The following is a 15,210-nucleotide window of genomic DNA, read 5'->3' on the forward strand; positions in this document are numbered from 1 at the left end:
CCGGCGGTCATTGTCACCGGCACGCCCGACGCGGCGGAAGCGCACGCCGCGGCATCGACTCGCCCGGCGTGCTGCTGCAGAGCGTCGGCGGCGGGGAGGCAGCGGCGGTTACGCCGTCGCGGCGTCGGCGTCGGCCGGGCCGGTCGCCGGCTCGCTCAGCCTGGCGATCGGCGGCCGTGGCGCCGGTGGTGGGGACGGCGGGCTCGTGACCGTCGGCCGCTTCGTCGACGACACGCCGGCGGTGTTCGACGCCGGCGACCGCCTCGTCGAGACCGGCTTCACCGGCTCGGTGACGACCGGCGGCGAACGGTCGGCCGGCTTCATCGCGCAGAGCGTCGGCGGCGGCGGCGGCAACGGCGGCCTCGCCGTCGCGGCGGCCGCGTCGCTGTCCGAAGGCTTCAGCGCCAGCGTCGGTGTCGCGCTCGGCGGAGGCGGTGCGGGCGGCGGCGACGGCGGCAAGGTGCGGGTCGGGCTGCTCGCCGACATCGACACCGACGGCGCCAACGCCACCGGGCTGCTGGTGCAGTCGGTGGGCGGCGGCGGTGGCAACGGCGGTGGTGCGGTCAGCGCGACGCTGGCCGCGTCGGGCGAGCGGCGCGGCCGGCGCCTCGGTCGCGCTCGGCGGCAGCGGCTCCGGTGGCGGTGCGGGCGGCGAGGTCGTGCTCGTCACCGCGCGCGACGCCGAGCGCGGCTCGGTGACGACCGGCGGCGAGAACTCGACCGCCATCCTCGCGCAGTCGGTGGGTGGCGGCGGCGGCAACGGCGGCTTCTCGGTCTCGGCGGCGCTGTCGGCGGCGGGCTCCGGATCGGTGTCGGTCGGCTTCGGCCTCGGCGGCGACGGCGGTGGGGGCGGCGACGGCGGCGCGGTCAACGCGCGGCTGCAGTCGGACGTCACGACCACCGGCCTCAACTCGGGCGGCGTGCTCGTCCAGTCGGTCGGCGGCGGCGGCGGCAACGGCGGGCTCAACGTCAGCGCCGCCGGCGCCGCGGCCGCCACCGGCTCCGGCGGCCTCGCCGTCGGCCTCGGCGGCGACGGCGGCACCGGCGGCCGTGGTGGCCGGGTGACGGCCGACTACGACGGCACGCTGCAGACCTCGGGCGAGAACTCGGCCGGCGTCATCGTGCAGTCGGTGGGCGGCGGCGGCGGCAACGGCGGCGTCAACGTCAGCGGGGCGTTCGCCGCTGCCAAGGCCTCGGGCGCGCTGGCGGTCGGTGTCGGCGGCGCCGGCGGCGCCGGCAGCGTCGGCGGCGACGCCTCGAGCCAGGTCAGCGGCAGCGTCACGACCGGCGGCGACCGTTCGGCAGGCGTGCTGACGCAGAGCGTCGGCGGTGGTGGCGGCAGCGGCGGCATGAACGTCGCCGGCGGCGTCTCCGCGTCGCTGGACGGCGGCGGCGCGCTGGCGGTCGGGGTCGGCGGCTTCGGCGGCCAGGGCGGCGCCAGCGGCACCGCGACCAGCACCGTGCTGGCCGACGTCACGACACATGGCGAGCATTCGGCGGCCATCCTCACCCAGAGCCTGGGCGGCGGTGGCGGCAGCGGCGGCACCAACGTCGGCGTCGCGCTGAACCTGAGCAAGTCCTCCGGCGGCGCGCTCGGCGTCGGGGTCGGCGGTTTCGGCGGGGCCGGCGGCGATGCCGGTGACGTGCACGGCACCGTCGGCGGCGTGTCGGCGGACCCGCGGGTCGTCACCTTCGGCGCGGCGTCGACGGCGATCGTCGCGCAGTCGGTCGGCGGCGGGGGCGGCAACGGCGGCGTCAACGTCTCCGGCGCAGTGAACCTGACGGGCCAGTCCGGCGCCGCGATCGCGGTCGGCGTCGGCGGCTTCGGGGGCGGCGCCGGCGACGGCGGCGAGGTCACGCTGGACGTGCACGCCGATGTCTCGACCTGGGGCCGCGACTCGGCCGGCCTGCTGGCGCAGTCGGTCGGTGGCGGCGGCGGCGCCGGCGCGACCAACGTCAGCGGCGCGCTCGGCTTGACGCTGTCGTCCGGCGCGAGCAGCGGCTCGGTGTCGATCGGCGTCGGCGGCTTCGGCGGCGGTGGCGGCGCCGGTGATGCGGTCTTGCTGCACTACAGCGGCACGCTGGTCGCGAGGCCGTCGCTGGCGTTCGGGGGCGACCCGCGGTCCTGGGCCCTCGACACCGGCGGCGGCGCCAACGGCATCGTCGCCCAGAGCGTGGGCGGCGGCGGTGGTGACGGCGGCACCAACGTCGCCGGCGCTCTGCAGTACGGGCCGAGTGCCGCGGGCGGCAGCGGCTCGGGTTCCGGCTCCGGTTCGGGCTCGGGGTCGGGTGGCAGCGGCGTCTCCGGCGCGCTGGTGGTCGGTGTCGGCGGCTTCGGCGGCCGCGGCGGCGATGCCGGCGCGGTGACGCTGGACTTCACCGGCACCAGCAGCGTCAGCGCCTGGGGCGACGGCCGCTCGGCGGTGGTCGCCTCCAGCATCGGTGGTGGCGGCGGCAACGGCGGCCTGAACGTCAGCGGCGGTATCACCTCCGGCGCGCCGATCGTCGTCGGCGTCGGCGGTTTCGGCGGCAACGGCGGCGCCGGGGCTGCGGTCACGGTCGAGGCCGGCAATGCCGCCTTGAACCGGACCGCCGACCTGGCCATCGGCGCCAACGCCGGCAACACGCTGCATGGCGCCGGCCTGCTCGCGCAGAGCATCGGCGGCGGTGGCGGCAACGGCGGCCTGAACGTCAGCGGCGGGCTGCGCACCGCCGAGGGCAGCAAGGCACCGTCGGTCACCGTCGGTGTCGGCGGCTTCGGCGGCGACGGCTCCGGCAGCGGCGACGTCACGGTCACGCAGCACGGCCGCATCACCGCCAGCGGCGGTTACACCCACGGGGTGTTCGCGCAGAGCGTCGCCGGCGGCGGCGGCAACGGCGGCCTGGACGTCGCCGGCGCGGCCGGGCGTGCGGCCGGCGAGGGCGGCGGCGGCATGAGCGACCTGGCCATCGTCGCCGGCGTCGGCGGCTTCGGCGGCGACGGCGCCGCGGCCGGCGCGGTGACGGTCGGCTCCACCGGCGAGATCACGACGCTCGGCGACCATGCCCGCGGCATCTTCGTGCAGAGCATCGGCGGCGGTGGCGGCAACGCCGGGCTGAACGTCACCGGCGTGTCGACACGCAACGGTTCGCCGCTCAGCGTCGGCATCGGCGGCGGCGGCGGCGCCGGCAACGACGCCGGCAGCGTGACCGTCGTGCGCGGCCTCGAGGACGCCGACGGCCGGGTGCTCGCGGCCGCGGGCCGCATCCTGACCGAGGGGCGCGGCGCCTACGGCATCGAGGCCTCGAGCATCGGCGGCGGCGGTGGCGACGCGGCGATGAACCTCGTCATCACCCAGCAGCGTTCAGGCGACCCCGCCGACGACGGCAAGACGCTGTTCGACGAGGCCGGCCACCCCGGCGTCGACGACGCGGTCTGGGAGCGCTTCAGCGGCATGCTCGACCAGATCGGCGCCGTGCAGGATGCGATCGCGCCGGACGAGGAGGCCGGCGGTGGCAGCAGCGGCGGCAGCGGCAGCGAAGGCGGCAGCCGACGCTTTGCCGCGCAGGTGGCGATCGGCGGCGCCGGCGGCGCCGCCGGCGACGGCAAGGCCGTCACGGTGCGCCACCACGGCGACATCGCCACGCTGCTGATCGACAGCCACGCGATCCTGGCGCAGTCGATCGGCGGTGGCGGCGGCAATGCCAACGTCAACCTGAGCCAGCTCGTGGCCGGCGACGACGACGAGACGCTGGGCCTGAGCTTCTCGCTGGGCGGCAGCCCGGGCGACGGCGGCGACGGCGGCCGGGTCGCGGTGCTGCACGACGGCACGATCGAGACCTGGGGCGGACGCTCGATCGGCGTTCTCGCGCAGAGCGTCGGCGGCGGCGGCGGCAACGCCAGCGCCGATTCCAGCGAGTCCCAGGCCGGCGGCGGCCGGCTGGCGGTGACGCTCGGCCGCATCGGCGGCAGCGGTGGCAGCGGCGGCGAAGTCGAGCTGGTCTCGCGCGGCACCGTGTTCACGCATGGCCGCGAGGCCTACGGGCTGCTCGCGCAATCCATCGGCAACGGCGGCGGCAACAGCTCCAGCACCTCGGTGGCGCTGACGCTGCCCGAGGGCGAGGACGGCGCCGACCGCTCGGCGCAGGTCGTCGTCGGGCTCGAAGGCGGGCAGGGCGGTGCGGCGTCGCGGGTCCGGGTGGACGTAGTCGGCACCGTGGCGACGCTCGGGGCCGGTGCACATGCGGTCTTCGCGCAGTCGGTCGGCGGTGGCGGCGGCAACGGCTCCGACGCCTCGGCCGCGGCGGCGACGCTGGCCCTGGCGATCGGCGGGCGTGGCGGCCACGGCGGTGCCGGCGGCCAGGTGGCCGTCACCAGCGACGCGCTGGTCTACACCGCCGGGCCGCGTGCGTACGGCATCCTCGCGCAGTCCGTCGGCGGGGCCGGCGGCACCGGCGGCATGGCGACGACGGCCGGCGCGCCGGCCAAGGGCGGCAGCGTGCAGCTCGACCTCGGCGGCGACGGCGGCACCGGCATGGACGGCAAGGCCGTCGCCGTGATCACCCGCGGCCAGGTCGTCACCGAGGGCGAGGGCTCGCACGGCGTGCTGGCGCAGAGCATCGGCGGCGGCGGCGGCGAGGCCGGCATGACGGTCAACGGTGTCGTCGCCGACGAAGAGGACGAGTCGCTGCGCCTGGGCGTGGCGATCGGCGGCACCGGCGGCTCCGCCGGTCTCGGTGGCGCGGTGACGGTCACCAACGCCGGCAGCGTGCTGACGCGCGGCGACGACGCGGTCGGGCTGTTCGCGCAGTCCGTCGGCGGCGGCGGCGGCAACGCCCGCCAGGTCGTCAGCGGCACGATCTCCGGCCAGGGCTCGGGCGGCAGCGTCGACCTCGGGCTCGGCGGCAGCGGCGGCAACGCCGGCGACGGCGGGCTCGTGAAGGTCTGCAATCCGGCCTGCGCGCCCGCGGCCGGCGTCCTGGCCGCGTTGCCGGACCCCGGCGACATCCCGGCGGCGCCGTCGATCACGACCTACGGCGACGCCTCGCACGGCATCCTGGCGATGAGCGTCGGCGGCGGTGGCGGCACCGGCAGCACGACGCTGAGCGCGCGTGCCGAGCAGGCCGGCGGCGGCGACGCCAAGACGCTGGCGCTGAACCTGGGCGGCAGCGGCGGCGCCGGCGGCACCGGCGGCGACGTTGTCGTCGACAACGGCGGCGCGATCAGCACCTGGGGCGCCAAGGCCCACGGCATCGTCGCGCTGTCGATCGGCGGCGGCGGCGGCCACGGCGGGCTGGCGGTGTCGGGCGACGTGGCCATCGGCGACTTCGGCGAGACGACGCCGGGGGCGGCGACCGCAGGCCTCGCGCTCGGCGGCCGCGGCGGCGCCGGCGACCGCGCCGGCAGCGTGACCGTGACGAACACCGGCAGCATCGCCGTGCACGGCCCCCGCTCCGACGGCATCGATGCCCAGAGCGTCGGCGGCGGCGGCGGCGACGGCGGGCTGGCGTTGACGCCGTCCTTCGACCTGCGCCGCAACCCGGTCGGCAGCGCGGCCTCGCTGCTGCACGTCGGCCTCGGCGGCAGCGGCGGCCAGGGGGCCGACGGCGGCGACGTCACGGTGCGCCACAGCGGCAGCATCCTCGTCGCCGGCGACGGCGGCTACGGCATCTACGCCCAGAGCGTCGCCGGCGGCGGCGGCAAGGTCGGCAGCGCGATCACCAGCCCGATCTGGATGGTCGCCGACCTCGCGCTCGACGCGCTGCTCGGCAGCCGCGACGGCACGTCCGGCCGGGCTGGCACGGTCAGCGTCGAGAGCCGCGGCGACATCGTCGTCACCGGCCGGCGCAGCCGCGCGCTGTTCTGGCAGGCGGTCGAAGGCGGGGGCGGCGACCTCGACCTGTTCCTCGATGCGAGCCGCCACGCGATGCCGGCCACCGCGCCGGGCGACGGCGAACCCGGCGGCAGCGCGGGCGGCGCCGACACCGCGATCGCGGCGCTGGCCGCCTTCATCGGGCTCGGCGGCGACGAGGTCGCCGGCAGCGGCCCGGCGGCGACCTCCGCGCTGACGGCGCGCCATGACGGCCGCCTGCTGTCGCTGGGGGGCGAGTCCGGCGCGATGCTGGTGCAGAACGTCGCCGGCGGCGGCGGCAACGCCGACCTGCACTACGTGCTCGACCCGCAGGGCAGCCTGGACTTCGGCAGCCGGCTCGGCGGCCGGTCCTCGCAGGACACGGCGGCCGGCAGCCTGCTGCTGGGGCGCGACGGCGACCTGGCGACCGCCGGCGCGCAGTCGCCGGGCGTGCTGCTGCAGTCGGTGGGTGGCGGCGGCGGCAGCCTGGAGCTGGTGCTCGAGCGCCAGGCGGCGGCGCCGGCGGCGGCAGGTGCGGCGGTGGCCGGCTCGGCGCAGGGCACGATCGAACTCGGCGCGACCGGCGGCAGCGGTCATGACGGCGGCTCGGTGTCGCTGGCGGCCACTGGCAACGTCACGACGCTCGGCGACCGCTCGCCCGGCCTGCTGCTGCAGAGCATCGGCGGCGGTGGCGGTCAGGCCGGCCTCGGCGGGCTGGACGCGCTGACGCTGCGCTTCGGCGCCGGCGGCAGCGAAGGCAGCGCCGGCGCCGTCACGCTGGACAACCAGGGTGATGTCCTGAGCACCGGCGTGCTGTCTCACGGGATCGTGCTGCAGTCGATCGGCGGCGGTGGCGGCTTCGTGCTGTCGGACCTGGCGCCGGCCGCGGTCGCGGTGCAGGCCGACGGCCGCAATGCCGGCGATGCCGGCAGCGTGACGCTGGACCAGCGCGGCACGGTGCAGGTCGGCGGCGAACGGGCCGTGGCCGTCTTCGTGCAGAGCCTGGGCGGCGGCGGCGGGGCGGTCGACCGGGTCTTCGCCGACACGGCCGGCGGTGCCGGCCGCGGCGCCGGCATCGAGCTGACGCTCGCCGGCGACGTGTTCGCCACCGGCCGTGACGGGGTCGGGGTCTTCGCCCAGTCGCGCGGCGCCGACGGCCGGGGCGACATCACCGTGCGACTGACCGGCAGCACGCTGGCCTTCGGCCCGGGCGGCACCGGCGTCTGGCTCTCCGGCGGCGCGGCCAACTGGCTCGACAACCGGGCGGTGCTGCAGGGGGCCGACGGTGTTGCCGGCCGGGCGGTCGTCGGCGAGGAAGGCGACGACCGGGTCGAGAACCACGGCGCCGTGGTCGGCGACGTCGACCTCGGCAGCGGCGCCAACGGCTTCGAGAACCTGGCCGGGGCCGCGTTCGCCAGCGGCCGGCGTGTCGTGCTGGGCCAGGGCAACGAGCTGCTCAACGCCGGCTTCCTGCTGCCCGGCCTGCCGGGCACGGTGCAGCGCACCGCGCTCAGCGGCGACTTGCGCCAGACCGCCACCGGCACGCTGCTGGCCGACGTCGACCTCGTCGACGACACCCTCGACGGGCTCGACGTGGAAGGCGGCGCCGAGCTCGCCGGCCGGGTCGTGCTGACGCCGCTGCACACGGCGTCGGTGATGCCTGGCGTGCGCGATCTGGTGCTGGTCTCGGCCAGCGACGGCGTCAGCTCCAGCGCCACGCTGGACGCGCCGCAGACCGCGGTGGCGCGTTACGAGCTGCTGCCGGCCGGCGGCGGCGAGCTGGCGGTGCGTTTCTCGGTGGACTTCGCGCCCGACGGCCTGAACCGCAACGGCCGGGCGGTCGGCGAGCACTTCAACGCCATCCAGCGGGCCGGCGGCTCCACGGCGCTGGCGCCGGTCGTCGAGACGATCTTCGCGCTGCCGCAGGTGTCGCAGCTGGCCGGCGCGTATGCCGGCTTCAGCCCCGAGGTCTACGCCGCCTGGCAGGCCCGGCTGTCGGCCTCCACGCAGCGTTTCGGCGACGGGCTGTTCAGCTGCCGCGTGCGCGACGGCGAGCACCGCTTCTCCGCCGAGGGCGACTGCAGCTGGGCCCGCGTGGCCTACGGCGACTTCCGCACCGACGCCACGCGCGAGCACATCGGGCTGGACGGCGGTTCGTGGACGCTGTCGGCCGGCGAGCAGCGGCGCCTGGGTTCGGGCTGGCACTTCGGCCTGGGTTTCGGCTTCGTGCGCGAGCACGCGCGCTCCGACGACGGCCACGCCAGCGCCAGCGGCGTGGCGGCGATGGCCGGCGCGGTGCTCAAGCGCGAGTACGGCCCGACGCGGCTGGGTGTCTCGCTGAGCGCCGGCGCCGCCAGCCAGGACGCGACGCGGGTGGTCGCCTTCCCCGAGGCGGACACGCAGGCGCGTGGCACGCAGGACACGCGGTTCGTCGCGCTGCACGCCCGCGTCAGCGAGGACCAGGCCTGGGGCGGCGGCTACCTGCGCCCGAGCCTGGACCTCGGCGTCGCGCGCTTCTGGCGCGGCGCCTTCCACGAACGCGGCGCCGGTGCACTGGACCTGGCCGCGGCCAGCCGCCGCGACGACGAGCTGACGCTGCAGATCGGCCTGGAGTACGGCACCGAGTTCGAGCTGGCCGGCGGTGCGCGGCTGCGGCCGGCGCTCGGCCTGGGCGTGCTGCAGTACCTGGGTGGCGCCGACTGGGCGCTGCGAGCACGCCTGGACGGCGCGCCGCAAGGCGCCGGCAGCTTCACGACCCAGGCCTGGCGGCCCGACCGCTTCGTGCTGGTCGACCTGGGCGTGGACCTGCTGCAAGACGGCGGCTCGGTGCTGAGACTGGCGTACAGCGGCCAGCGGGCGAGCGACGGCCGGGTCGACAGCCTGGCGCTGCGCTTCTCGATGCCGTTCTGAGACCGCCGCGGGGCTCCGGCGACCGTCGCCGGAGCCTCCCGGCGGCCCTCGGCGACCGGGCCGGCGCGGTGCGCCCGCCCGGCTGTGGTGCCGCGCCCACGCCCATCGCGGTGCATTGCGGGAAAACCCCTGGAGCCGTCACCTCGCTGTCACACAATCACGCCGGACCGCAGACTTGTATACACCTGCGGCATAACGCTTGCTTCGTGACAAGTCGTTAGATCTTCCTGTTCACCACCCTCCCAGGAGTTTCCATGTCTCGTTCGCTGAAGGCGGTGGCCGGCGCTGCCGCCCTGCTGTGTGTCGGTCTGGCCCACGCCCAGTCCAACGTCAACATCTACGGTCTGATGGACGCTGCCGTCGGCAGCTTCCAGATGGCCGGTGCCGACTCGACCACCAAGGTCCAGAGCGGCAACATGACCACGTCGTTCATCGGCTTCAACGGCAGCGAAGACCTGGGCAACGGCCTGAAGGTCACGTTCGCGATCGAGCACTTCCTGCAGGCCGACGCCGGCACCGCCGGCCGTTTCGTCGGTGACCGCTTCTGGGCGCGCAACGCCTACGTCGGCCTGGCCACGAACTACGGCGAGTACCAGTTCGGCCGCACGACGACGACGATGTTCGTCTCGACGCTGATGTTCAACGCGCTGGGTGACTCGTTCGCCTTCTCGCCGAGCATCCTGCAGGTGCTGACGCCGCAGACCGGCAACCGTCCGGCCGGCGCGCAGATGCTGTCCTGGTACGGCGACACCGGCTGGGCCAACTCGGTGCTGTTCAAGAGCAAGAGCTGGAACGGCCTGAGCGTCAACATCCAGGCCAACGCCGGTGAAGACGCGGCGAACTCCTTCGGCAACAACATCGGCGGCAACGTGCTGTACATGAACGGCCCGCTGGCCGCGACGGTGTCGTACTCGAAGGTCAAGAACGACGTCATCGGCGCCCCGGCCGGCTTCGAAGACCAGGAGACCAAGCAGGTCGGCGCCTGGTACGACTTCGGCGTCGTCAAGGTCTTCGGCCAGTACACCGCGGTCGACACCACCGCGACGGTCGACACCGGCACCGACATCTGGGGCCTGGGCGCCTCGATCCCGCTGGCCGGCGGCAAGGTCCTGGCCCAGTACGGCCACGCCAAGGAAGACGGCAACGCGGTCGAGAAGACCAACAAGACCTTCACGCTGGGCTACGACTACAACCTGTCCAAGCGCACCGACGTCTACGCGATCTACATGCAAGACAAGGTGACCGGCGCCGACACCGGCGACACCTTCGCCGTCGGCATCCGCCACAAGTTCTAAAACCCTGGCGGGGGCGCCCGCCACGGTACCTCAGCTTTAGCGGCACCCTCGGGTGCCGCTTTTTTTTCGCCCGCGCGAACAACGAAAAGGCCACCGTGCGCGAACCACGGTGGCCTTTGCATTTGTCCCCCCTGGGGACAGACCGCCGCAGGCGGTCAGGGCCGCCCGAACAAAGAAATGGCCACCGTGCGCGAACCACGGTGGCCTTTGCATTTGTCCCCCTGGGGACAGACCGCCGCAGGCGGTCAGGGCCGCCCGAACAAAGAAAAGACCACCGTGCGCGAACCACGGTGGCCTTTGCATTTGTCCCCCCCTGGGGACAGACCGCCGCAGGCGGTCAGGGGAGCGGCGGTGTTAACGCGCCTGACCGGATCCGGGTCCCCCGGTCCGGTCAGGTTGCCCCCCTCGGGGGGCGGCCGCCAGGCGGCCGGGGGCTCTCACTTCCCCGTCGGAACCTTACCCTCGACGCCCTTGACGAAGAAGTTGATGCCGCCCAGGAACTGGTCGTCGGCCACCTCGCCGGCCTTCAGCACTTCCTTGCCGGCGTTGGTGACGATCGGGCCCTTCCAGATCGCGAAGCTGCCGTCCTTCAGGCCGGCCTTGACTTCGTCGATCTTGGTCTTGGTCTCGGCCGGCACCTTGTCGCTGATCGAGACGATGTCGATCGCGCCTTCCTTGACGCCCCACCAGGTGGCGCTGCCGCCGGTCCAGGTGCCTTCCAGCGCTTCCTTGGTGGCCTTGATGTAGTACGGCGACCAGTCGATGATCGCCGAGGCCAGGTGCGCTTCCGGCGCGTAGGCCGTCATGTCGCTGTCCCAGCCGAAGGCGAACTTCTTGTTCTTCGCGGCGGTCTGCAGCACGGCCGACGAGTCGGTGTTCTGGAACAGGATGTCGGCGCCGCCGTTGATCAGGCTTTGCGCGGCTTCGGTCTCCTTGGGCGGGTTGAACCACTCGTTGACCCAGACCACCTTGGTCTTGATCTTCGGGTTCACGCTCTGCGCACCCAGCGTGAAGCTGTTGATGTTGCGGATGACCTCGGGGATGGGGATCGAGCCGACGACGCCCAGCGTGTTGCTCTTGGTCATCGAGCCGGCGATCACGCCGGCCATGTACGCGCCCTCGTAGGTGCGGCTGTCGTAGGTGCGGATGTTCTCGCCCTGCTTGTAGCCGGTGGCGTGCTCGAACTTCACGTCCTTGGCGTCGGCGGCGACCTTCTGGATCGGCTCCATGTAGCCGAAGGTCGTGCCGAAGACCAGCTTGTTGCCCTGGCCGATCAGGTCGCGGAACACACGCTCGGCGTCGGCGGCCTCGGGCACCTTCTCGACGAAGGTGGTGACGATCTTGTCGCCGAACTCGGCTTCGAGCTTCTTGCGCGCGTTGTCGTGGGCGAAGGTCCAGCCGCCGTCACCCACCGGGCCGACGTAGGCGAACGCGATCTTCAGCGGTTCGGGCTTGGCCGCAGCGGCCGAGGCCGGCGCCGACGCCGGTTCGGCCGTCGGTTGCGCCGCTTCTTCCTTCTTGCCGCAGCCGACGAGGGCGGCGGCCGCCGCGAGCGTGGACCAGCCGGCCAGCTTCAGCAGCGAGCGCTTCGATTCGAAAGACATCGGTCTTTTCTCCAGGGGGTGACGAAAGAGGAAATTATTGGCCCGGCTCACGAACCGGGGAAGAACGGTTTGCCGAGCGAGGCCGGCATGTTGATCCGGATCCACGCCGGATTGCGGGAAATCAGCACCAGCACGACGATCGTCGCGACGTAGGGCAGCATGCTGAGGAACTGGCTCGGGATCTCGACGCCCTGACTCTGCAGGTGGAACTGCAGCATCGTGACGCCGCCGAACAGGTAGGCCCCAAGCAGCACTCGTGCCGGGCGCCAGGTCGCGAAGGTCGTCAGCGCCAGCGCGATCCAGCCCTTGCCGGCGACCATGCCCTCGACCCACAGCGGCGTGTAGATCACCGACAGGTAGGCCCCGGCCAGCCCGCACAGCGCGCCGCCGGCGACCACGGCCGCCAGGCGGATCTTGCGCACCGGATAACCCAGCGCGTGCGCCGACTCGGGCGACTCGCCGACCGCACGCAGCACCAGACCGGCGCGCGAGCGGTAGAGGAACCAGGCCAGCGCCACGGCCAGCGCGATCGCCAGGTAGACCATCGGGTGCTGGCGGAAGAAGGCCGGGCCGACGAACGGGATGTCCGACAGGAAGGGCACGGCGAACGACGGCCGCTCGCCGAGCTTGCCCTGCACGTAGCCGATGCCGACGAAGGCCGAGAAGCCGGCGCCGAACAGGCTCAGCGCCAGGCCGCTGGCGTACTGGTTGGTGTTCAGCCAGATGACCAGCAGGCCGAACAGCGCCGACAGCAGTGCCCCGGCGCCGATGCCGGCGGCGAAGCCCAGCCAGTCGCTGCCGGTGTGCATCGCGGTGGCGAAGCCGGCGATCGCGGCGACCAGCATCAGGCCTTCGGCGCCGAGGTTGACGATGCCGGCGCGTTCGTTGATCAGCAGGCCCAGCGCGGCGATGGCCAGCACCGTGCCGGCGTTCAGCGTCGCCGCGATCAGCAGGGGGAGGGTGGTGAAGTCCATCGCGGTCTCAGGCCTTGGCGCGCGCCGCGTGCCACCAGCGCACGCGGTAGTGGATCAGCGTGTCGCAGGCCAGCAGCGTGAACAGCAGCAGGCCCTGGAAGACGCCGGTCAGCGACTTGGGCAGGCCCAGGCGCGACTGCGCGAGTTCGCCGCCGATGTAGAACATGCTCATCAGGATCCCGGAGAAGACGATGCCCACCGGGTGCAGGCGGCCGACGAAGGCGACGATGATCGCGCCGAAGCCGTAGCCGGCCGGCACGTACGGCGTCAGCTGGCCCAGCGGCCCGGCCGCCTCCAGCCCGCCGGCCAGCCCCGCCATGCCGCCGGACAGCAGCAGCGAGGTCCACAGCGCGCTGCGCGACGAGAAGCCGGCGTAACGCGCCGCCGCCGGCGCCAGGCCGCCGACCTGCAGCTGGAAGCCCCGGTAGGTGCGGAACATGAACGCCCAGAAGCCGACCACCGCGACCAGCGCGATGACGACGCCGATGTTGGCGCGCAGGCCGTCGACGAGGCGCGGGATCTTGGTCAGCGCGTCGAAGGTGATGGTCTGCGGGAAGTTGTAGCCGTTCGGGTCCTTCCAGGGGCCGTAGACCAGCCAGCCGAGGATCATCTCGGCGACGTAGACCAGCATCAGGCTGACCAGGATCTCGTTGGCGTGGAAACGGTCGCGCAATGCCGCGACGACGCCGGCCCAGACCATGCCGCCCAGCACGCCGGCGAACAGGATCACGACGACGATGCCGCGCCCCATCCAGGCCAGCGCCGGCGCCTGCATCGCCACCCAGCCGGCGGCCAGCGCGCCGATGACGAACTGGCCCTCGGCGCCGATGTTCCAGACGTTGGAGCGGTAGCAGACCGCCAGCCCCAGCGCGATCAGGATCAGCGGCGTCGCCTTGACGCTCAGCTCCGACAGCGCGTACAGGTTCTTCACCGGCTCGACGAAAAACACCTGCAGGCCGCGCACCGGGTCCTTGCCGAGCAGGACGAAGAGCACCACGCCGATCAGCACCGTGATCGCCAGCGCCAGCAGCGGCGAGGCGATCGACATCCACTTCGACGGCTCGGGCCGTGCCTCGAGCTTCAACATCAGGCCGTCTCCCGCGGCGCCCACAGGCCGCTCATCCATTCGCCGATCTTCTCGATCGTCGCCTCGGCGACGGGAATCGACGGCGACACGCGCCCCTGGGCGATGACGATCAGCCGGTCGCTGATCTCGAACAGTTCTTCCAGCTCCTCGCTGACGACGAGCAGCGCGCAGCCGGCGTCGCGCAGCTTCAGCAGCTCGCCGCGGATCAGCGCCGCGGCGCCGACGTCCACGCCCCAGGTCGGCTGGCTGACGATCAGCAGCTTCGGGTCGGCGTCGATCTCGCGGCCGACGATGAACTTCTGCAGGTTGCCGCCGGACAGGCTCTTGGCCGCCGCGCCCGGGCCGCCGGCCTTGACGTTGAAGCGCTGGATGATCGAGTCGGCCAGCGCCGTGACACGCGCGCTCGGGATCCAGCCGCCACGCGACACCGTCTCGGTGCGCGTCAGCAGCGTGTTCTGCGCCAGGCTCAGCGTCGGCACCGCGCCGCGGCCCAGGCGTTCCTCGGGCACGAAGTGCAGGCCCTCGTGGCGGCGCTTGCGCGCGCCGTGGTGGGCGATGTCGCGGCCGAACAGGCGGATGCTGCCGTGCGGCGCGCGCCGGTCCTCGCCGGACAGCGCGGCCATCAGCTCCTGCTGGCCGTTGCCCGAGACGCCGGCGACACCGACGATCTCGCCGGCGCGCACGTCGAAGCCGATGTCCTTCAGGTCGACGCCGAACTGGTCCTCGCGCGCCAGCGACAGGCCCTTCACCGCGAGCACGACGTCGCCCGCCGGGCGCGTGCCGTGCTGCAGCTGCGGCGGCTCGGCGCCGATCATCAGCCGCGACAGGCTGGCGTTGCTCTCCAGCGTCGGGTCGACCTCGCCGGTGACCTTGCCGCCGCGCAGCACCGTGCAGTGGTGGCACAGCGAGCGGATCTCGTCGAGCTTGTGGCTGATGTAGAGGATGCTGGTGCCGCGCTCGGCGAGCTGGCGCAGCGTGACGAAGAGCTTGTCGACGGCCTGCGGCGTCAGCACCGAGGTCGGCTCGTCGAGGATCAGGAGCTGCGGGTCGGTCAGCAGCGCGCGCACGATCTCCACGCGCTGGCGCTCGCCGACCGACAGCGTGTGCACCGGGCGCAGCGGGTCGACGTCCAGGCCGTAGGTGTGCGCGACCTCGGTGATGCGGCGCGTCACCTCGGGCAGCTTCATCGCCTTGTCCAGCCCGAGCCAGACGTTCTCGGCCGCGGTCAGCGTGTCGAACAGCGAGAAGTGCTGGTAGACCATGCTGATGCCCAGCGCACGCGCTTCGGCGGGGCTCTTCACCGTCACCGGCCGGCCGTTCCAGCGGATCGTGCCGGCGTCGGGCTGCACGGCGCCGTAGATCACCTTCATCAGCGTCGACTTGCCGGCGCCGTTCTCGCCGAGCACGGCGTGGATCTCGCCCGGCTTGACGCGCAGGCCGACGCCGTCGTTGGCGCGCACCGCGGGGTATTGCTTGGTGATGCCGTCGAGTTCGAGGCGGTACATGGAC

Annotated in this window: 7 protein-coding genes; 2 read left to right on the forward strand and 5 right to left on the reverse strand. The window is 73.6% G+C overall.

Going from position 1 to position 15,210, the window contains the following annotated elements; translation table 11 throughout:
* Nucleotides 1–13 precede the first annotated feature (13 nt).
* The gene (locus tag RBXJA2T_RS20055) at nt 14–727 is read right to left on the reverse strand and encodes a hypothetical protein (protein WP_138938778.1); all 714 of its coding nucleotides are present in this window, start codon (nt 725–727) and stop codon (nt 14–16) included.
* On the opposite strand from RBXJA2T_RS20055, the gene RBXJA2T_RS04035 reads away from it, so the two are divergent.
* Together RBXJA2T_RS04035 and RBXJA2T_RS04040 are read left to right on the forward strand one after the other, a co-directional pair.
* Nucleotides 660–8,741 (forward strand): autotransporter outer membrane beta-barrel domain-containing protein, encoded by an 8,082-nt coding sequence (locus RBXJA2T_RS04035; protein ID WP_138938779.1) that lies wholly within the window; start codon nt 660–662, stop codon nt 8,739–8,741. The genes RBXJA2T_RS20055 and RBXJA2T_RS04035 overlap by 68 nt on opposite strands.
* 254 nt (nt 8,742–8,995) lie before the next feature.
* Nucleotides 8,996–10,036, forward strand: coding sequence for a porin (locus RBXJA2T_RS04040; RefSeq protein WP_009856044.1), 1,041 nt, complete (start codon nt 8,996–8,998; stop codon nt 10,034–10,036).
* 437 nt (nt 10,037–10,473) lie between these two features.
* Here the strand turns inward: RBXJA2T_RS04040 and RBXJA2T_RS04045 are convergent, their stop codons facing one another.
* Genes RBXJA2T_RS04045 through RBXJA2T_RS04060 form a run of 4 tightly spaced genes read right to left on the reverse strand, consistent with a single transcriptional unit; the run spans nt 10,474 to nt 15,206 of the window.
* Nucleotides 10,474–11,640, reverse strand: a complete 1,167-nt coding sequence (locus tag RBXJA2T_RS04045) for a BMP family ABC transporter substrate-binding protein (RefSeq protein WP_009856045.1) — start codon at nt 11,638–11,640, stop codon at nt 10,474–10,476.
* A gap of 47 nt (nt 11,641–11,687) precedes the next feature.
* Nucleotides 11,688–12,614: an ABC transporter permease gene (locus RBXJA2T_RS04050; protein ID WP_009856046.1), complete on the reverse strand. Its 927-nt coding sequence runs from the start codon at nt 12,612–12,614 to the stop codon at nt 11,688–11,690.
* Nucleotides 12,615–12,621: 7 nt separating this feature from the next.
* Complete coding sequence (locus tag RBXJA2T_RS04055) at nt 12,622–13,701, reverse strand: ABC transporter permease (protein WP_029718500.1); 1,080 nt, start codon at nt 13,699–13,701, stop codon at nt 12,622–12,624.
* The gene (locus RBXJA2T_RS04060) at nt 13,701–15,206 is read right to left on the reverse strand and encodes an ABC transporter ATP-binding protein (RefSeq protein WP_009856048.1); all 1,506 of its coding nucleotides are present in this window, start codon (nt 15,204–15,206) and stop codon (nt 13,701–13,703) included. Before RBXJA2T_RS04060 ends, RBXJA2T_RS04055 begins: the two co-directional genes overlap by 1 nt.
* Nucleotides 15,207–15,210 lie beyond the last annotated feature (4 nt).

This window comes from Rubrivivax benzoatilyticus JA2 = ATCC BAA-35, assembly GCF_000190375.1.
In the GTDB taxonomy this organism is placed as follows: domain Bacteria; phylum Pseudomonadota; class Gammaproteobacteria; order Burkholderiales; family Burkholderiaceae_C; genus Rubrivivax; species Rubrivivax benzoatilyticus.

Bases quoted from the DNA above. Each gene is read 5' to 3' on its own strand.
- RBXJA2T_RS04060 (WP_009856048.1), bottom strand. From the start codon at position 15,206: ATGTACCGCCTCGAACTCGACGGCATCACCAAGCAATACCCCGCGGTG.
- RBXJA2T_RS04045 (WP_009856045.1), bottom strand. From the start codon at position 11,640: ATGTCTTTCGAATCGAAGCGCTCGCTGCTGAAGCTGGCCGGCTGGTCC.
- RBXJA2T_RS20055 (WP_138938778.1), bottom strand. From the start codon at position 727: ATGGCGGTCGAGTTCTCGCCGCCGGTCGTCACCGAGCCGCGCTCGGCG.
- RBXJA2T_RS04055 (WP_029718500.1), bottom strand. From the start codon at position 13,701: ATGTTGAAGCTCGAGGCACGGCCCGAGCCGTCGAAGTGGATGTCGATC.
- RBXJA2T_RS04040 (WP_009856044.1), top strand. From the start codon at position 8,996: ATGTCTCGTTCGCTGAAGGCGGTGGCCGGCGCTGCCGCCCTGCTGTGT.
- RBXJA2T_RS04050 (WP_009856046.1), bottom strand. From the start codon at position 12,614: ATGGACTTCACCACCCTCCCCCTGCTGATCGCGGCGACGCTGAACGCC.